Annotated in this window: 13 protein-coding genes; 6 read left to right on the top strand and 7 right to left on the bottom strand. The window is 56.2% G+C overall.

The window, feature by feature from the left end; all coding sequences use genetic code 11:
- The first annotated feature begins 36 nt into the window (after positions 1–36).
- Positions 37–1,566, top strand: coding sequence for a ribosome biogenesis GTPase Der (der, locus tag ACN0VL_RS11360; protein WP_417617441.1), 1,530 nt, complete (start codon positions 37–39; stop codon positions 1,564–1,566).
- Positions 1,567–1,743: 177 nt separating this feature from the next.
- Positions 1,744–2,184, top strand: a complete 441-nt coding sequence (locus ACN0VL_RS11365; protein ID WP_417617443.1) for a universal stress protein — start codon at positions 1,744–1,746, stop codon at positions 2,182–2,184.
- Positions 2,185–2,271: 87 nt separating this feature from the next.
- Here ACN0VL_RS11365 and ACN0VL_RS11370 read toward each other — a convergent pair whose 3' ends face one another.
- Positions 2,272–2,427, bottom strand: a complete 156-nt coding sequence (locus ACN0VL_RS11370) for a hypothetical protein (protein WP_417617445.1) — start codon at positions 2,425–2,427, stop codon at positions 2,272–2,274.
- Positions 2,428–2,551: 124 nt separating this feature from the next.
- Complete coding sequence (mltF, locus tag ACN0VL_RS11375) at positions 2,552–3,964, bottom strand: membrane-bound lytic murein transglycosylase MltF (RefSeq protein WP_417617447.1); 1,413 nt, start codon at positions 3,962–3,964, stop codon at positions 2,552–2,554.
- A gap of 262 nt (positions 3,965–4,226) precedes the next feature.
- Here mltF and purL point away from each other — a divergent pair, with 262 nt between their 5' ends.
- A complete protein-coding gene (gene purL, locus ACN0VL_RS11380) occupies positions 4,227–8,117 on the top strand; it encodes a phosphoribosylformylglycinamidine synthase (RefSeq protein WP_417617449.1) in 3,891 nt (1,296 codons plus the stop codon).
- 181 nt (positions 8,118–8,298) lie between these two features.
- Positions 8,299–10,038: a putative bifunctional diguanylate cyclase/phosphodiesterase gene (locus ACN0VL_RS11385; protein ID WP_417617451.1), complete on the top strand. Its 1,740-nt coding sequence runs from the start codon at positions 8,299–8,301 to the stop codon at positions 10,036–10,038.
- Positions 10,039–10,052: 14 nt separating this feature from the next.
- On the opposite strand, the gene ACN0VL_RS11390 is transcribed toward ACN0VL_RS11385, so the two are convergent.
- Entirely contained in the window at positions 10,053–10,598 is a 546-nt protein-coding gene (locus ACN0VL_RS11390) for a DUF1439 domain-containing protein (protein WP_417617453.1), read from the bottom strand.
- A gap of 82 nt (positions 10,599–10,680) precedes the next feature.
- On the opposite strand from ACN0VL_RS11390, the gene cls reads away from it, so the two are divergent.
- A complete protein-coding gene (gene cls, locus ACN0VL_RS11395) occupies positions 10,681–12,138 on the top strand; it encodes a cardiolipin synthase (RefSeq protein WP_417617455.1) in 1,458 nt (485 codons plus the stop codon).
- Positions 12,139–12,242: 104 nt separating this feature from the next.
- Here the strand turns inward: cls and ACN0VL_RS11400 are convergent, their stop codons facing one another.
- From ACN0VL_RS11400 to ACN0VL_RS11415, 4 genes are all read right to left on the bottom strand, one after another.
- On the bottom strand, positions 12,243–13,457 hold the full coding sequence (locus ACN0VL_RS11400; RefSeq protein WP_417617457.1) for a pyridoxal phosphate-dependent aminotransferase: 1,215 nt from the start codon (positions 13,455–13,457) through the stop codon (positions 12,243–12,245).
- A 330-nt stretch (positions 13,458–13,787) separates the two neighbouring features.
- Positions 13,788–14,051 (bottom strand): GrxA family glutaredoxin, encoded by a 264-nt coding sequence (locus ACN0VL_RS11405; protein WP_417617459.1) that lies wholly within the window; start codon positions 14,049–14,051, stop codon positions 13,788–13,790.
- Positions 14,052–14,143: 92 nt separating this feature from the next.
- Positions 14,144–15,568, bottom strand: coding sequence for a D-alanyl-D-alanine carboxypeptidase/D-alanyl-D-alanine-endopeptidase (gene dacB / locus ACN0VL_RS11410; protein WP_417617461.1), 1,425 nt, complete (start codon positions 15,566–15,568; stop codon positions 14,144–14,146).
- Between the two features lie 12 nt (positions 15,569–15,580).
- Entirely contained in the window at positions 15,581–17,329 is a 1,749-nt protein-coding gene (locus tag ACN0VL_RS11415; RefSeq protein ID WP_417617463.1) for a DEAD/DEAH box helicase, read from the bottom strand.
- Positions 17,330–18,272: 943 nt separating this feature from the next.
- Between ACN0VL_RS11415 and fabV the strand changes: the two genes are divergently transcribed.
- Positions 18,273–19,472 (top strand): enoyl-ACP reductase FabV, encoded by a 1,200-nt coding sequence (fabV, locus tag ACN0VL_RS11420; protein WP_417617465.1) that lies wholly within the window; start codon positions 18,273–18,275, stop codon positions 19,470–19,472.
- Positions 19,473–19,660: the final 188 nt, after the last annotated feature.

Raw genomic sequence — 19,660 nt, forward strand, 5'->3', positions numbered from 1 at the left:
ATCAGGAGCCGTTATTGTTTTTTGGAGACTGATTTTATGATGCCAGTAGTGGCTCTGGTGGGCCGCCCCAACGTGGGCAAATCCACTCTATTCAACCGCTTGACCCGAACCCGAGACGCTTTGGTGGCAAACTTTCCCGGTTTGACCCGAGATCGTAAGTATGGCCAGGCCAAAATTGGCGAGCTGGAATTTATCGTGGTCGATACCGGCGGTATCGACGGCACCGAAGAAGGTATAGAACTGAAAATGGCGGCACAGTCATTGGCTGCTATCGATGAAGCCGATGTAGTGCTGTTTATGGTCGATGGTCGAGCCGGATTGAGCTCGGCCGATGAAGCGATTGCCGCTCACCTGCGTCGTTGCCAGAAACAAACCTTGCTGGTGGTGAACAAAACCGATGGCATCGATGCCGATTCGGCCGTCAGCGAGTTTTATCAGCTGGGTCTGGGAGAAGTCTACCCCATTGCCGCCACCCATGGCCGTGGCGTACTCAGCCTGCTGGAAACCGCATTGGCCCCTCAACTGGAAGAGCTGGCCGCCGAGCAGGAAAAACTGGCTGCCGCCGAAGATGCCGAGTTAGGTGAGACACCTGAGTCGGGTGAGTTCGATTTTGATCATCTGGATGAAGATCAGCTGCAGGACATGCTGGAAGCCATGGATCAGGCTGACGAAGAAGACGCACAGCAGTTCAAGGACCTGCCCATCAAGCTGGCGATAGTCGGCCGGCCCAACGTGGGGAAATCCACGCTGACCAACCGCATTCTGGGTGAAGACAGGGTGGTGGTGTACGACATGCCAGGCACCACCCGGGATTCCATTTACATTCCCATGCGCCGGGATGAGCAGGACTATATCCTGATTGATACCGCCGGCGTGCGTCGCCGTGGCCGGGTACATGAAACCGTGGAAAAGTTTTCGGTTATCAAGACCCTCAAAGCCATCGAAGATGCCAACGTGGTGCTGCTGGTGCTGGATGCCCAGGAGGGGATTTCCGATCAGGACCTGAGCCTGTTGGGCTTTGTACTCAATGCGGGTCGCAGTATCGTGCTGGCAGTCAACAAGTGGGACGGCCTGAAAGAGGATGTTAAGGAAGACATCAAGCGCGAGCTGGATCGTCGCCTGGGCTTTATCGACTTTGCCCGTCTGCACTTTATTTCCGCCTTGCACGGCAGTGGTGTTGGCAATCTGTTTGGCTCGGTTACCGAAGCCTACGAGTCAGCGACCAAGCGGGTGAATACCTCCATGCTGACCCGCATCATGATGATGGCCCAGGACGATCATCAGCCGCCTCTGGTACGCGGCCGACGGGTCAAGCTGAAATATGCCCATGCGGGCGGTTATAACCCGCCCCGCATCATAGTGCATGGTAATCAGGTGAAAGACTTGCCCGAGTCGTACAAGCGATACCTGATCAACTATTTCCGTCGTTCGCTGCAGGTCATGGGCACGCCCATTCGTGTGGAGTTCAACGAAGGGGAGAACCCGTACGAGGGCATCAAGAACAAGTTGACCGAAACCCAGATGCGCAAGCGCAAGCGCATGATGCGCTTCAACAAGAAAAAGTAATCAACCAGAACGCCGGCCCAGCCGGCGTTTTTATTAGGTGCGTGAGGAGTGAAAAATCATTTCGCCCCTACAGATTTCAGCTTTGAGCCTTTCTTCCAGCTTTCCGTTGTTAATCGTCTAAGATTAAGAGGAATGCAGTGTAGCTCTCGCTATCGGTTTTAAGGTGTGGAGGAGCATATGTACAAGTCGTTACTGGTTGCGGTTGATGGCTCTGAACAAGCGGAAAAAGCGCTCATGCTGGCATGTCGCCTGGCCCGGGCTGATGAGGCCCAGTTGCATATAGTACATGCACCAGAGGTGCTGTCGCATCCGGCTATCCTGATCTGGGGCATGGGGGCTATCGCCATGAAAGATAGCCCGGAAGAGCTGGAAAAAACCGGCAATAAAATAGTGAAGCGTGCGGCACTTGAAGCGGGAGAGCTGGGGGTCACCCGGGTTCAGACTCATGTCGTTCGTGGCGAGCCGGCCCGTGCCATTATTCACGAAGCCGAGAAGCTGGGTGCCGATGTGATTGTGATGGGGTGCCGGGGTTTGGGGAACCTGTCGGGGCTGATGATGGGCAGTGTGTCGCACAAGGTGAGCCACAGTGCCAAGTGCGGGGTTATCACGGTACGTTAATCTGTTTTTCTGAGGGCAACTTTTTGCCGAGCGACGTGCTGCGCTGTAGCGCATTACCCCGTCAAGGCTGAGTCTTCCCGGGCGGTGTTAGCGCGCGGATTCAAGAGCGGCCTGCTCGGCCAGAAAATAGGCATTGTTACGGCGCAGTATTTTGCGCCGTACGTCCTGCATCAGAATCTTTCGGCGAGGGGACCAGGTGGCGGCTTTGCGCTGTTTCAATAAAGGGCGTCTTCGTTTCAGCATAGGATTCCTTCGTTACTGTTGTGGTGGCTATTCGGGTCGACAGACCCTCATCTGCCCGCCGCGAAAAAAGCAGCAGTAATAATTAAATACCAGCTTGTGCGGCTCGGGTAAAGTAACATTTTTGTTAAATATCAGAATCTGCATGCAGGCTCTCGTGCTGTGCGGTCAGGCCGGTATCCGTGCGCGTATTGTCCTGCCACTGCAAGCTCTGATAATACTGGCGAATATTGTTAACGAACTGTTTGGTTTCGCGGCCTCTGGCGTAGCCGTAACGGGTTTGTCGGTACCAGTGGGGCTGGTGCAACAGTGGCAGGTTGGCTTTAACTTGAGTCCAGGAGTCGGGATCCTGTTGACGGAGTCGGGTGAGGCGGCGCACATCCAGTACATGGCCCAGACCTATGTTATAGGCGGCCAGTGCAAACCAGATACGTTCGTCATCGGGAATGGAGGCGGGCAGACGTCCCAGAATCGAGGTCAGATACTGAGCTCCACCGCGAATACTTTGCTCCGGATCCAGGCGATTGGTTACCCCTACCTCGGCGGCCGTGTCTTCGGTCAGCATCATCATGCCACGCACCCCGGTATAGGATTTGGCCTGTGGATCCCAGTGCGACTCCTGGTAGCTGATTGCTGCCAGCAGCCGCCAGTCCAGCTCGCCGGCATGGCGCTCGAACAGTGGGCGATATTGCGGCAGCAGCTTGTCTAGGCGTTGTAAAAAAGTGCGGGTATCGACATAGTCAAAGCTTTGCACATGGCCAAAGTATTTTTCATGCAGGCGGGCCAGCTGTCCGCTGTCATGTTGCTGGTTAAAAAAGTCCAGCATGCCGGCCAGTAGCGTATCGTCATCGTTTCTGGCCAGCATCCAGGCCACCGGCTGCGGCTCCCCCAGGGTAAAGGCGGCTTGAATGTTAGGGTAGTAACGCTGTGTTCTGGCCAGCAGAATATCGGCCACCAGGGTGTAATCTGCCTTGCCTTCCGCGACTTGGCGCAACAGATCTTCTGCATCGGTGTCGCGGCGGGTTTCCCACTGTAGTTCGGGCAACTCCTGCTGCAGCTGATATAACCACTCGGCCTGGCTGGAGCCGGCCAGTACCCATACATTGCCCTTTATCTCGGTCGGGCTCTTGGGGCGGGCTGTGCCTTTGCGATAAACCAGGGTCTGCTCAATGTGATAGTAGCCCGGGCCAAAGCGGTATTGCTGGCGTCGTTGTTCCGTGCTGATCATGCCGGCAGCGAGCATGTCCACTTTTCCACTATCCAGCAGTGCAAACAGCTCGTTCAGGCTGTAAGCGGGTACCATGTGCAGCGTGACCGAGAGCGAGTCGGCAAACTGTTGTGCCAGTTCATAGTCCAGACCTTCTTCCTGGCCATCGCGCAAAAAATAATGCAGCGGGTGATACAAGGTTCCCACGCGCAGCACGCCACGATCTGTTATCTGCTTGAGCTGGGGAGGGGTACCCGCGTCAAGCCTGCAACCGCTGACGGCCAGCAGGCTCAATAGCATTAAAGGTTTAAGCAGCAATATTATCAGGTGCAAGGGCAGATCCTCATTTCAGGCAGTCGTCATTTTATAGCAGATGTTGCAGGCATCGTCAGCCGGGACACGATTGTCGGCTTTTTATGGCATGTCTTCGCTTGTCGGGAACGCCAGGAAAGATGCATCTACAGACGCCTGGTGTCGTGTTGTCGGCTCAGCAAGCGGGGTGTACTTAAATGAACGTCGACAGAGCAGGGGGGGAAACCTATAATACCGTCAACTTCTCTACCCCCCATTCACTCACGCTTTGAGAATTGCCATTATGGAAATACTGAGAGGCTCACCAGCCTTATCTGGTTTCAGAACTCAAGCCCTGGTTCGCCAGGCTCAGCAACAGAACTTGCCACTGACTGCCATTGCAACCGAATACGTACATTTTGTTTCCCTGAGCGCCACCCTCGAGGCCGATGGAGTAGACACCTTAAGCCGGTTACTCGACAGCCCGGCCCAGGGCATTACGCCACCTCAAGACAGCCTGCTGGTATTGGTTACGCCCCGTCCGGGCACACTATCACCCTGGTCGACCAAAGCCACCGATATTGCACGCAACTGCGGCCTGAGTCAGGTAAAACGCATTGAGCGGGGTATCAGCTACTACCTGAGCTTCGAGCGTACCCCTACCGATGCCGAGCTTGAGGCCATCAAGGCCATGCTGTTTGACCGCATGACCGAGATCACGCTGAATGAACTGGAACACGCCAGCTGTTTGTTTGCCGAGGCCGAGCCGGCTCCGGTGGCTGTGGTGGATATTTTGGCCGGCGGTCGTGACGCTCTCGTCGAGGCGAATCAGCGCCTGGGACTGGCACTGGCAGAAGATGAAATCGATTATCTGTATGACGGCTTTACCGGATTGGGTCGTAACCCCAACGATATCGAACTGTACATGTTCGCCCAGGCCAACTCCGAGCATTGTCGCCACAAGATCTTTAACGCCGACTGGACCATAGACGGCGTAGAGCAGCCCAAGTCGCTGTTCAAGATGATCAAAAACACCCATGAGCAGGTGCCGGAGCATGTGTTATCTGCCTATAAAGACAACGCCGCCGTCATGAGTGGCTCGGCAGCGGGGCGCTTCTTTGCCAGCCCCGAGTCCGGCGAATATCGCTATCACCAAGAAGATATTCATATCCTGATGAAGGTGGAAACGCACAACCACCCAACCGCTATCTCCCCTTATGCGGGGGCTGCTACCGGCTCCGGCGGCGAAATCCGCGATGAAGGCGCCACCGGGCGGGGTTCCAAGCCGAAAGCCGGCCTGGTCGGTTTCAGTGTCTCCAACCTGAAAATCCCGGGCTACCCGCGCCCCTGGGAGCACGACTTCGGCAAGCCCGAGCGCATCGTCAGCGCCCTGGATATCATGATCGATGGTCCGCTGGGGGGCGCTGCCTTCAACAACGAGTTTGGGCGTCCTGCGCTGCTGGGTTACTTCCGTACCTTTGAAGAGAAAGTCTCCAGCTTCAACGGCGAAGAAGTGCGCGGCTATCACAAGCCCATCATGCTGGCCGGTGGCCTGGGCAATATTCGTGGCGAGCACGTGCAAAAAGGCGAGATCACCGTCGGCGCCAAGCTGATTGTATTGGGTGGCCCTGCCATGAACATAGGTCTGGGGGGCGGTGCCGCTTCCAGCATGACCTCTGGCCAGTCCTGTGAAGATCTGGACTTTGCCTCCGTACAGCGTGACAACCCGGAAATGGAACGCCGCTGTCAGGAAGTCATCGACCGTTGCTGGGCCATGGGCGACAACAACCCCATCCAGTTTATTCACGATGTCGGCGCGGGCGGTTTGTCCAACGCCATGCCGGAGCTGGTCAGCGACGGTGGCCGGGGCGGCCGCTTCGAGCTGCGTGATATTCCCAACGATGAGCCGGGCATGAGCCCGCTGCAAATCTGGTGTAACGAGTCGCAAGAGCGATACGTGATGTCGGTGGCCAACGATCGCTTGGCCGAGTTTGAAGCCATCTGTCGTCGTGAACGCGCGCCCTTTGCCGTGATTGGTGAAGCCACCGCCGAACCCCACCTGAGCCTGAACGACAGCCACTTCGACAACCAGCCGATAGACATGCCGCTGGAAGTACTGCTGGGCAAAGCGCCCAAGATGCAGCGTGACGCGACGACCGCGCAACACCAGAGCCCGGCGCTGAATCTAGAGGGTGTCGATCTGAAAGACGCCGCCGAGCGCGTGATGACGCTGCCCACGGTTGCCGATAAAGGTTTCCTGATCACCATAGGTGACAGAAGCGTTACCGGACTGGTGGCGCGGGACCAAATGGTCGGCCCCTGGCAGGTGCCCGTTGCCGACTGTGCCGTGACGGCCGCGGCCTTCGACACCTATGCCGGTGAAGCCATGTCGATGGGTGAGCGCACGCCGGTTGCCCTGCTGGACTATGCCGCCTCGGCACGACTGGCGGTCGCCGAAGCCATTACCAATATTGCCGCCACCAATATTGGCGAGCTCAAGCACATTAAACTGTCTGCCAACTGGATGGCGGCTGCTGGCCACCCGGGCGAAGACGCCGGCTTGTATGAAGCGGTCAAGGCGGTGGGTGAAGAACTCTGCCCCGAGCTGGAACTGACCATTCCGGTGGGCAAAGACTCCATGTCGATGAAAACCAGCTGGCAGGAAAACGGTGAAGACAAGTCGGTGACGGCGCCTCTGTCACTGGTGATCACCGCCTTTGCCCGCGTAGAGGATGTGCGGGATACGGTTACCCCCTGGTTGCGTTGTGATCAGGGTGACACCAATCTGATCCTGGTGGACCTGGGTAACGGTAAAAATCGCCTGGGTGCCTCGGCTCTGGCTCAGGTCTATCGCCAGCTGGGTGATGTACCGGCCGACCTGGATAGCCCGGCGCAGCTGAAAAACTTCTTCTATGCCATGCAGACGCTGGTAGCCGATAAGAAACTGCTGGCCTATCACGACAAGGGCGATGGCGGTTTGTTTGCCACCCTGGCGGAAATGGCATTCGCCGGCAATACCGGTCTGGATATCGAACTCGACCTGCTGGGTGCCGACCACCTGGCCGTGTTGTTCAACGAAGAGCTGGGCGCGGTACTGCAGGTACGACAGGAAGATAAGGAAGCGGTGCTGACCTGTCTGGCCGGACATGGCCTGGCTGCGTGCAGCCATGTGATTGGCAAGCCAAACCAGGACGATCAGCTGCGTTTCTTCTTTGCCGGCAAAGAAGTCTATATGGAATCCCGCACCGAGCTGCGCCGTCTCTGGTCTGAAACCAGCTACCAGATGCAGGCGCTGCGCGACAACCCCGAGTGTGCCGAGGCCGAATATGCGGCCAAGCTGGAAGCCGACAATCCCGGATTATCGGTTGCGCTCAGCTTCGATCCCAAAGAAGACATAGCCGCGCCCTTTATTGCCAAAGGCGTGCATCCGCGCATGGCCATCCTGCGCGAGCAGGGCGTCAACTCCCATGTGGAAATGGCCGCCGCCTTCGACCGCGCCGGATTTGCGGCGGTAGACGTGCACATGAGCGATTTGCAAAGTGGCCGTTACCGGTTGGATGAATTTGCCGGTATGGTCGCCTGTGGTGGCTTTTCTTACGGTGACGTCTTGGGTGCCGGCGGTGGCTGGGCCAAGTCGGTGCTGTTTAACGAGGCGTTGCGTGCGCAGTTTGAAGCCTTCTTCGCCCGTGAAGACAGCTTTGCCCTGGGCGTCTGTAACGGTTGCCAGATGCTATCGCAGCTGCGCGACTTGATCCCGGGTGCGGCGCACTGGCCGGACTTTGTCCGCAACCGCTCGGAGCGCTTTGAAGCCCGCTTCAGCCTGGTGGAAGTTCAAGAGTCGCCCAGCCTGTTCCTGTCCGGCATGGCCGGTTCACGCCTGCCTATCGCGGTCTCTCATGGTGAAGGTCAGGTACAAACCCTGAATGCGGATATCAATGCCATTGAAGCCAGTGGCACTGTGGCGCTGCGCTTCGTGGATCATCACGGTCAGGCAACAGAGCGTTATCCGTTTAACCCCAACGGCTCGGCCAACGGTATTACCGGCCTGAGCAGTCAGGATGGACGGGTCACCATCATGATGCCCCACCCAGAGCGCGTGTTCCGCACCGTGGCCAACTCCTGGCACCCGGATGGCTGGGGTGAAGATGGCGGCTGGATGCGAATTTTCCGTAATGCACGGAAAAATCTCGGCTAAATTTGCAACTTGCTTCTAATAATGAAAAAGCCCACAGCAATGTGGGCTTTTTATTTGTCGTTTGAGTCTATATGATGACGCAGAATTTAAAACAGGCGCGGCAAGCCAGTCGCCGTTCAATAGCAACAGAGCCATTAACGAAATGTGCGGATACCATTCATTCAACGAGTAGACCACGAATATGGATCACAGTAACTTGTTATGGGCAGCTCCCACCGCCTGGCATCAGGCCAGTGGCGACCGCCTGAGGGAGCTTGCCGCCAAGTCACTCAATCTGACCCGGCAGATCATGCAGTATATCCGAGAAGGTATAGTGATCATGGATGCCCGTGGTCGAGTGCTCGAGGTCAACCCGGCGTTTTGTGATCTTTGCGAGCTGGATGAAGCCCAGCTGCATAATCAGCATATCACCAACATCAATGGTAACTTGCACCGGCGGCGCTATTACCGAGACATCTGGCAACGATTACAACAGCAGGAGCACTGGCAGGGCGAAGTGCAGCATTATAATCGCCAGGGCGAGCTGGTAACGCATTGGTTGATGTTGTCTCTGGTGAAGAATAGCCAGGGCCGCGTCGAGCACATCATTGGCGTGCTGAATGACGTCAGTCAGTTACGACAGTCGGAAGAGCGACTCAGTTTTCTCGCTCACCATGATGCGCTGACCGGCGCGGCGAACCGGACATTTTTGCTCAGCTGGTTTGGCAAGTTAAAGACCACCTTGGTCAAAAACGAGCGGTTGGCGCTGCTGTTTATCGACCTGGACCGCTTTAAACCGATCAACGATAACTTCGGCCATGGTGTGGGCGACCAGGTGCTTAAAGAGCTGGCCAGGCGATTACAGACCCAGGTCGATGCCAATGAGTTGGTGGCGCGCATCGGTGGCGATGAGTTTGTGATGATTTGGCGTGGCACCCTGTCTCACGACCGTTTGCTGAGCAAGGCCGAACAATTGCTCGGCCAGCTTAAAGTACCGGTCCGGGTAGGCAATTACGAGTTGACGGTCGGAGCCAGTATCGGCATCAGCTTTTATCCCGAGCATGGCGAGGATATTGAAAGTCTGCTGCGCTATGCCGACACCGCCATGTATCAAGCCAAGCGCTACAGCCCCAATAATATCTGCCTGTTCGATCAGGTGCAGCATGCCCAGTTGCAAGCCCAGCAACGACTCACCACCGACTTTCAGCAAGCCATTGCCGATAAACAGTTTTATTTGCAATATCAGCCGATGTTGTCTTGCGATGGTACTGAACTGCTGAGTATTGAGGCCTTGTTACGCTGGCAACATCCCGAACTGGGCGTCTTGTATCCGGATCAGTTTTTGTCGGCGGCCAGCGCTGCCGGCTCCCTGTATCTCCTGGCCGAATGGGTTTTTATTGAAGCGGCGCAACAGCTACGTGACTGGCAGCAACGCTGGCACTGGCAGGGGAGCATCAGCATCAACCTCAGCGGGCTGGAGCTGGAACAGCTGAAGGTGGAGCCGATGATGGCACTGCTGCAGCAACAGGGGGTGAATCCGGGCGACTTCATACTGGAGCTGTGCAGCGACTATTTAATGCGTCGCAGCGAATCACTCAGCGAGGTATTGGAAAAGCTGAGAGCGGCGGGGATCCAGGTTTACCTGAACAATGTGGGGAGAGGCCGTTTCAATTTTGGCAAGTTCAACCAGCTACCCATCGACGGTATCAAGCTGGATCGCAGCCTGCTTTCGGCGCAGAGCAGCGTGTTTGAGCAGTCCGTTGTTCGCTCCTTGTTGCTCTTGTCCGACGCGCTGAATATCAAGGTAGTGGCTTGCGGGGTGGAAACCCACGAACAGTGGCAGTTTTTGCGCCAGCATGGCTGTCATGGCGTTCAGGGGCGGCTGCTGGCGCCGCCGATGCGTGCCACCGAGCTGGAAGCCCACCTGTGGACAGCAAGCTGACAAGTTCTGTCCGGCTACTCAATGCCGCGTAGCGATATCTGGCCGGGGGCGATCTCCAGGCTGACCGCCTCGTTTTTGAGCTGACGCTGCAGCGGGTCTTGTTCATCCAGGGTATAAACCGGGTATTGCGACAGGTAATTGGTGACTGTCTGCAACAAGATGGGCAGGATAAAGCTGGCCTGCGGTGAGCTGTTGGCTTGATTGAGACTGTAGTTCAACAGGTCGAACTCGTCGAGAAACAGCGCGCCCTGTTCGCTGTCATAGCGGGGTCTGGCACTGAAATCACCCGTGATGTCCCAGCGATAATGCTGCTGCCCCTGAGTAACGGAAATCAAGGCCTGCCCCTGCACCCTGGCCTTGTCCGGTGCCTGGCGGCCCAACTCCACTTTTACATCCTGCATTTGCACCGCCGCCGATAGCCATTGACCCAGGCCAATGGGAAACTCTTTACCCAGTTGTTGGCTCAGCTCTCGATTGAGCTGCTGTTCGGTAAGCGTCAGGGTTTGTGCCGCAGTCAGTGCGCTCATGCTAAATGCGATTAAAAACACTATAATTTTCATCGGTCTGTATCCATTCATGAATTTTCTGTACCTTATCTAGGGTTTAGTCTGCACCGTCCCGCTTTAAAGGAGCAAGGTATTTTTGAGTGATTATCTTTCTACGCTGCTCGGCTGGCTGATATTTGCCATTCATACCAGCCTGGTGATCGGGGTGACCTTCAGGGTCGTCATGAAACGTCGCCCCGTGGGGGTCTCTCTGGCCTGGCTGGCGCTTATTTATGCCATTCCCATCCTGGGGGTCGCCACGTATATTTTGTTGGGTGAAGTCCGGTTGGGCCGCAAGCGAGGTGACAGAGCCAAGGCCATGTATCGCCCCTACGCCGACTGGATAAACGTGCTGGTTGCCCGCTTTCCCGGCCAGAAGTTTGATGTCAGCGAACCGGCCCGGCCCATTTATGAGTTGGTAAAGGCCAGGCTCAACATGCCGATGCTGAGCGGTAATGGCATGACGCTGTTACAACAACCAGACGATATTCTGACGGCGTTGCAGGACGATATTCGAGCGGCACGCAGCTCCTGCTATCTGGAGTTCTATATCTGGTATGCCGGTGGACGAGCCGATGATATAGCCTTTGAATTGATGGCGGCGGCCCGCCGTGGCGTCGACTGTCGGGTGTTGCTGGACTCGGTTGGCAGCGCCGACTTCTTTCGCAGCCACTGGCCAAGTCGGCTGCGGGACGCGGGTGTCAAGGTGATAGAAGTGTTGCCAGTGGGGGCGTTCAGAATATTATTCGAACGTCAGGATTTGCGGATGCACCGCAAGCTGGTGGTCATCGACGATGATGTTGCCTACACCGGCTCCATGAACCTGGTCGATCCCACCTGCTTCAAGCAACATGCCGGTGTGGGGCAATGGGTCGATATCATGCTGCGCATTCGCGGGCCCATAGTGCCGATCTTCTGGTCGCTGTTTGTCTGGGACTGGGAAATGGAAACCGGAGAGCGGTTGCTGGAGCAGCTGGAGTATCACCCCATCAGCTGCCTCGATAATCAGCTTAAACTGCAGCTATTGCCTTCCGGCCCCTTTATGGGGGGCGATGCCATTCAGCAAAGTCTGCTGACCGCCATTTATCAGGCGCGGCGCCGACTGGTGTTGATCACCCCTTATTTCGTCCCCGATGATCCGCTGGTGGCTGCACTCTGTTCGGCGGCCGATCGGGGGGTTGAGGTGCAGCTGGTATTGCCGGCTAAAAATGATTCCCGCATGGTCAACTATGCCTGTAACGCCTTCTTCGATGAGCTGTTACAGGCAGGAGTGGAAATACACCTGTACGGTGCCGGTCTGCTGCACACCAAGTGTGTGCTGGTCGATCATCAGTTTGCACTGGTGGGCACGGTGAACCTGGACAAGCGCAGCCTGTGGTTGAACTTCGAGATGACGCTGCTGATAGACGATGGCCAGGCGATGGGGGAATTATTGCAGCTGGCCGACGGTTACCTGAGCGATGCCAGGCCGGTATCCTGGCTGGTGTGGCGCAAGCGCCCCTTGCGGCAGCGGGTACTGGAAAACCTCTTCTACCTGTTGAGCCCTCTGCTTTAAGAGCGTGTGAAGGGAGGAGGAGGCGTGAAGGGTGAGGTGTGAGGCGTGAAGGGTTTACTTGTTCCCCTCACGCTTTCTCTTCACCCTTCACACGGTACTCGGCATTACTGCCTGTAATGCTTGAGGAAGCGGGCCAGTCGGCCGATGGCATCTTCCAGCACTTCGACCCGGGGCAGGGTAACCAGGCGGAAGTGATCCGGAGTGGGCCAGTTAAAGCCGGTGCCCTGTACGATCAGCATCTTTTCTTGCAGCAAGAGGTCGTACACCATCTTTTGATCGTCCTTGATGTTGTAGACCTTGGGATCCAGCCGCGGGAACAGATAAATCGCCCCCTTGGGTTTAACACAATACACGCCGGGAATATCGTTCAGCAGCTGCCAGGCCAGATCTCGTTGCTGGCGCAAGCGACCGCCGGGCAACACCAGCTCATTAATGCTTTGATAGCCGCCCAGGGCCGCCTGAATGCAGTGCTGCATGGGCACGTTGGCGCACAGCCGCATCGATGACAGCATTTCCAGCCCTTCGATGTAGCCTTTGGCCTGGTGTTTGGGCCCGCTGATCATCATCCAGCCCTGGCGAAAGCCGGCGGCCCGATAACTCTTGGACAAGCCGTTGAAGGTGGCCACCAGCACATCGTCACACAGGGTGCACACCGAATGGTGGGCGACATCGTCATACAAGATCTTGTCGTAAATTTCGTCGGCAAAGATAATCAGCTTGTTCTGGCGTGCAACTTCAATGACCTCCAGCAAAAACTCGCTGCCATACACGGCCCCGGTGGGGTTGTTGGGGTTGATCAGCACTATGCCCTTGGTGCGAGGGGTGATTTTGGACTTGATGTCATCCAGATCCGGGTACCAGTCGGCTTGCTCGTCGCATTGATAATGCACGGCCTTGCCGCCCGACAGGGTGACGGCGGCCGTCCACAGCGGGTAATCCGGTGACGGCACCAGAATTTCGTCGCCGTTATTGAGCAAGGCCTGCATCGCCATCACGATCAGCTCGGATACGCCGTTACCAATGTAGATGTCTTCCAGATCGCAGGTACGCAGCCCCTTTTGCTGGTAATACTGCATGACGGCCTTGCGGGCCGAAAACAGGCCTTTAGACTCGCAGTAGCCCTGGCTGGTGGGCATGTTCACTATGGCGTCTTTGAGCAGCTCTTCCGGCGCGTCGAAACCGAAGCTGGCCGGGTTGCCAATGTTGAGCTTGAGAATGCGATGGCCTTCGTCTTCCAGGCGGCGGGCTTCTTTGTGAACCGGACCGCGGATGTCATAGCAGACGTTGTCCAGCTTGTGGGATTTATCTAGGGAGTACATAAGTGCAAACGGCCTCGGAATAAGCGCCAGCCCGGGCTGTCACCGAGCGGCAAGCAGCCCGGGGCAGAAATATGCCCGCATCGCAGCAAGATGCCATTTGGGAGCCACAGGCCGGTAAAGTCTAGTGATAGCGACCATGATAGACTTTGTGAACAAGATGAAAAGGGGTAAGCGGTGGATTGTGAAGAAAAAAGTAACCAGTGATGAAGTGTGAAGGGGAAGTGATGAAGGTAAAGAGTGGAGGGGACTGCACAGAAGCAGCCCGGTATGGCGGGTAAAGCGTCGCGCTGTTGGTCTTCGCTTCCCCCTTACCCGCCGCGCCTTACCGTTTTACTGATACAGGCCTAAATGTGCCTTGGCGTGGGCTTCAAACTCGGTGTAACCGCCGATATGCTCCTGATCGAGAAAAATCTGTGGCACGGTTTCAACCGGCTTGCCGACGGTTTTCTCCAGATCTTCTCTGGAAATGCCTTCGGCATGAATGTCGATATAACGGTAGTTGAAATCGTCACGTTCTTCGGTCAGCTTTTCTGCCAGCTCTTTAGCTCGAACACAAAAAGGGCAACCGGGACGACCAAAAATCACTGCAAACATAAGCTCTCTCCTGACTCGTTGATAAGGCACAGTATAAAGACGGTGCACGACTAATAGAAATCGTTATTTCTTGGCTTGTTGATAGGCATCACCTATTGACTGCCGGGAGCTTGCTGAAAAACCGCCGCCTCTAGCCATTCACGCTCGAAGCGTCGGGCGGGCCACTCTCCCTGACCGGCGGCGATGTTCTGTTCGTGCCGGGGGCTGATCGACAGGCCATTTTGCAGCAACACAAAGGCTTTACGTTGTCCGGTATCGGTATCAATAAAGCCCGCCAGGTTTTGTACATGGGCGATGGTGCCGGTTTTGGCCATGATCTTGCCTTTAAGGGCCGAGTTTTGCACGCTGCGTCGATAACGCAAGGTACCGGTTTCACCACTTATCGGTAACAGTTCCATCAGCCAGCTGGCGCGGGGGTCTTGAGCCATGACCAGCAGCACGGCCAGCAAGTCCTGGCCGCGCACCAGGTTATGGGCTGACAAGCCAGAACCATCGGCAAGCCAGGAGGGGCCCAGGTCGATATTGGCTTGTTGCAGCAAAATGTCACGTACCGCCTGAGTGCCATTGCGAAAGCTGCCCGGTTGCTGAAAGTGCTCGGCTCCCAGGGTGCGCAACAGGCTGTCGGTATAGAGATTATCGGAATGTTCCAGAATGTTCCGGCTCAGCTCTTTCAGCGTGGGGGAGCCATGGCTGGCCAGGGATGGCCAGTCGGCCGCTGCGATATGGCTGGCCTTAATGCCCCCCGAGATGCGAATGCCGGCCTGCTTGAGTGCCCAGCGGGTTAAGTCTTCGCCCCAGGCATCCACATCCTGAATGGCAAAACGCAGGGGCCAGGGCTCTTTGCGCGGGCCAATACAGCCAGTCAGGCGATATTGGTTAGGCGGCGTCATGTCTACCTCCAGCGAGCAAAACTGCTGTTTTTGCTCGGCCTGGCTCAGCACCTCGACCTGGGCGCTAACCGTGACGGGTTGATGAGCGGGCACAGTGGCCCGGGCCGGTTGCCCCGAGCGCGCATACAGGGCGCCCTGCACGCAGTTTCTATCCAGAATCAAGGCGGACACCGGGGAGGTGTAACACACACTCAAGTCATTCCATGACCAGCCATCACCACGGTGATAGCCACTAAACCGCTGTTGATTCAGCAGCACATTACCGCTAACGCTGCGCACGCCCGAACGATTCAGCAGCGCGAGCAATTGCTCCCGGGTCAACGAGGGGTCGCCGACAAAATCGATCAGCAAGTCGCCCACCAGTTTATCGCCTTGCAGCTTGCCGCGATAGCGCACCTGGGTTTGATAGCGCCAGTCCGGCCCCAGTGCCAGGGCGCCGGCCAGGGTGGTAATCAACTTTTGGGTTGAAGCGGGCTTTAACAACAGCTGGGCATTGTGGCTGGACTCGATTTTTCCTGTGCTGGCATCGGCCAGCAGCCAGGCGGCCTGGCCATGGGCCGGTGGCGTGCTGGCAGCAACAGAAACATGCATCACAAGGGCGGTCAGGCCAAGGATAAAACGGATCATAATACTCTTTGTTTATAATGAATGGGCAGTACGAAACCGACCCTGATAATCGAATAAGGTTTCTTTTATCTGCCAGCGGCGTTTGTGCTGGCGGGCGATCACAAAGTCCGGGTGGCGAAAACGCTCGGCACTGGCCACCACCTCGGCCAGCGAGTCAAACGCGGGCTCCAGGCCCGGAGCGGGCCAGTGAGGCCGTACAAACTCCAGAAAAAATCGCCCCTTATTACCTTTCTGATCGAAAGCATACCATTGCTGCAGCTCGGTGCCATCCTCATCGTAATAGGTGACCTTGAGGGCGGGGCCAAACTTGCCACTGGCTTCGGCCAGGCTCAGGCCGGCGCAGCGCAGCACCAGGGCATCTTTCAGTGCCAGCGCTTCTTTCAGCTTTTTATCCGGGTCGACCAGCAGGTGGCCGCAGTCGTTACATTGTCTGGCTGCAATGTCATTTTCAGCCAGGCATTGCGGACAGGACTTGAATCGAAAGCGATACCCGCAGGGTTCCCCCAAGGTGCCTTCGTCGTCGCTTTCAAACAGGCCCTGGCAGCGGCGGCCAAAGTGCTCCAGCACCTGGCCCTGGTCATCGGTCTTGCCCCAGAAGATATTGGCAAAGCCACAGGCGGGGCACAGCACCTGTACCTGGGTGGTGTCGGGGTTGGGGCGAGGTTCACCCACATCGGGGGCAAAAATATCCATGTTATTGCCCGCATAATCCAGTACCAGGCAGTCGGTTTTATCCGGGCTCAACCTCAGCCCCCGGCCAATAATCTGCTGATAAAGCGCCACCGATTGAGTAGGGCGCAGCAATGCAATCACATCAACATGGGGGGCATCGAAGCCGGTGGTCAACACTGAGACGTTAACCAGAAACTTGAGCTCACGCGCCTTGAAGCGGCGAATAATGTCATCGCGATCCGCCCCCGGGGTGTCGCCGGTGATCAGCGCGGTTTGTGCCGCCGGCAGCAGGCTGGCCACTTCGCCGGCGTGGCGCACCGTACTGGCAAAGATCATTACTCCGACCCGCTCTGCGGCATAGTCCTGAATTTGTTGCACTATGTGCGGGGTGACTCTGGGCTGACGGGCCAGCTCTTTTTCCAGTGCCTGCTCGGTAAACAGTCCCTGTTCGTACAGCCGCGAAAAGTCGTAGTGCACTATGGGGGCGTCTATCAACTGCGGTGGGCATAAGTAGCCCTGCTTGATCATCAGCCGCAGTGGCAACTCAAAAATACACTGTTTAAAAAAACGCGCCCCATAGCTGCGGATCATGCCGTGATAATGAGTCTGATAAATCCAGCCCAGCCCCAGTCGATAGGGGGTGGCGGTCAGCCCCAGCACCTTGAGGTGTGGGTTAGACTGGCGCAGATGGTTGATTACCTGCAGGTACTGGCTGTTTTCGTCATCGGAGACGCGATGGCACTCATCAATTACCACCAGGCTGAAGTTTGAAAAGGCGGCCAGGTTGCGCGCTACCGATTGCACCGAGCCAAACACCACCTGGGTATGGGCCTCTTTTTTCCCCAGACCGGCAGAAAAAATAGCCGCCTGCTGGCCATAACTCTGGTATTTGCCATGGTTTTGCTCCACCAGCTCTTTCACGTGCGCCAACACCAAGACCCGCCCCCGAGCCAGGCGTGCCAGCTCGGCGATCACCAGGCTTTTGCCGGCCCCGGTAGGCAGCACCAGCACCGCCGGATCATGGTGGCGACGAAAGTATGCCAGGGTGCGATTGACCGCCTCCTGCTGATAGGGGCGAAGGGTAAACATGGGGTGTCCTTGAGCGCAGTAAGCCAACAAGCGAGTAGTGTGCTAATAAACAGATAAAATATCAAAGCGGAAAACAAAGCAGGGAGCTGAGAGTCTGTCTTTAGTCACAAGTCAGTCGTGCACAGAGGCAGTAGGATTGCCTCCGCCAGCGCGCTAAGCCGCATCCCTGCGACGCTCGGCAAATGCCTTCCCTGGCATTTGACGGTTGGCTCCGACAATTCCTACTGCCTCTTCAGAGGAGACGGAGCCGTCTGTTGATAGCGCCAACAGGCAACTCGGCACCAACGGGAAGGCAGAGGGTATCTGCTCAACCGACCATCCACACCAAGGCCAATAAATGCTCCTGCCATATTGCCATTCCTGCCCTCCCTAGCGGTCAGATAGCGCGGTTTGAGCCTAGAGGGGGTGAGCTTGCCTCGCCGTGACGAGCTGTTTTAACCTGACCGAATATCCAGTGAATATTCGCAGCAGGTTAAAACAGTGAGTATCTCGTCCCACGGCGTGTCGGAGGAGCAGTGCCCTCTGCCTGACAAGCCACACTCATTGCAAAAATATCAACAAGCAGTTGTGACTAAGAGACAGGCTTTGCGCCTTCCCGCTTTGTTCCTCACCTCACATTTGCGTTAGAATAAGGTATCTTTAGGGTCTGTTGACCTTTCGAGATGATTTTTGCAGCAGTTTGTGGCGCCTTTATACAAGGCAGCGCTTATGCCATGTAGTCACTCTACATAAATAAGCGATAACGCAGTAGAAAGATGCCACAAGCGCTGCCCTGCGGGTTCGGCTAAACGCGTTTTTCTCTTTGTTGAGAGATGCTTGCTTAGAATGACTAGGCTACACACCTCTCGCCGCGATAAAAACGCGTTTAACTCGAACAAAATTTAACCGCGAACGGTCAACAGACCCTAACATCTATTTAAGAATAACCGAGGCAAACATCTCTATGATCATCAAACCCAAGGTCCGTGGCTTTATCTGTACCACTACCCATCCCGTTGGTTGTGAGGCGAATGTGCGTGAGCAAATCGCTTACGTTAAAGCCAAAGGCCAGCTCAAGCAGGGCCCTAAAAAGGTACTGGTGATCGGTGCATCTACCGGTTACGGCCTGGCGTCTCGCATTAATGCCGCCTTTGGCAGCGATGCAGCCACCATTGGTGTTTTCTTTGAAAAACCGGCCACCGAGAAAAAAACCGGCTCCGCCGGCTGGTATAACGCGGCCGCCTTCGACAAGGCAGCCAAAGAAGCCGGCCTGTATGCCAAAAGCATCAACGGTGACGCCTTTTCCAATGCCTGTCGTGATCAGGTGATTGAGCTGATCAAGCAGGATTTGGGTCAGATTGATTTGGTTGTTTACTCTCTGGCATCACCGGTACGCAAAATGCCGGATACCGGTGAAGTGGTGCGCTCTGCACTCAAGCCCATAGGTGAAGCCTACAAATCGACCGCCCTGGATACCAACAAGGACGTTCTGGTTGAAGCCGTGGTAGAACCGGCCAACGAGCAGGAAATAGCCGACACCATCCAGGTCATGGGTGGTCAGGACTGGGAACTGTGGATGAATGCGTTGGCCGACGCCGGTGTACTGGCCGACGGTGCCAAGTCGGTTGCCTATTCCTACATAGGTACCGATTTAACCTGGCCTATCTACTGGCACGGCACTCTGGGCAAGGCCAAGGAAGATCTGGATCGCGCCGCTCATGCCATCGATGCCAAGCTTAAGGCCAAAGGCGGTAACGCTCACGTTGCCGTGCTCAAGTCTGTGGTTACCCAGGCTTCTGCCGCCATTCCGGTGATGCCGCTGTATATTTCCATGGCCTTCAAGGTAATGAAAGAGCAGGGCATTCACGAAGGTTGCATCGAGCAAATCCAGCGCCTGTTTAGCGAGCGTCTGTACAGCGGTGACGCCGTCCAGGTTGACGAGCAGAATCGTCTGCGTCTGGATGACTGGGAGCTGCGTGACGAAGTACAAAATGCCTGCCGCGAGATCTGGGCTCAGGTACAGGATGACAATATTTACCAGTTGACCGACTATCAGGGCTATAAAGACGAGTTTTTACGCTTGTTTGGCTTTGGTCTGGCCGGCGTAGACTACGATGCCGATGTGGATCCGCAAGTGAACTTCGAGGTGATTGAACTGGCGTAATTGGCCAGAGAGTCTGCAAAAGCCCGGTTGAGCCACTCAACCGGGCTTTTTTTGTCTTGCACGATTGAATATTGTGAGGGGAAAAGCGTCAAGAGTGAAGAGGACGACATAATACCAATCTAAGTAAAAACATGATCTATTTTAAAGCTGAGTACCAGAGGAAACAGAGTCAGCTCCCACGACACGCC

Origin of the sequence: Oceanisphaera sp., from assembly GCF_048268965.1 — a bacterium.
GTDB lineage: Bacteria > Pseudomonadota > Gammaproteobacteria > Enterobacterales > Aeromonadaceae > Oceanimonas.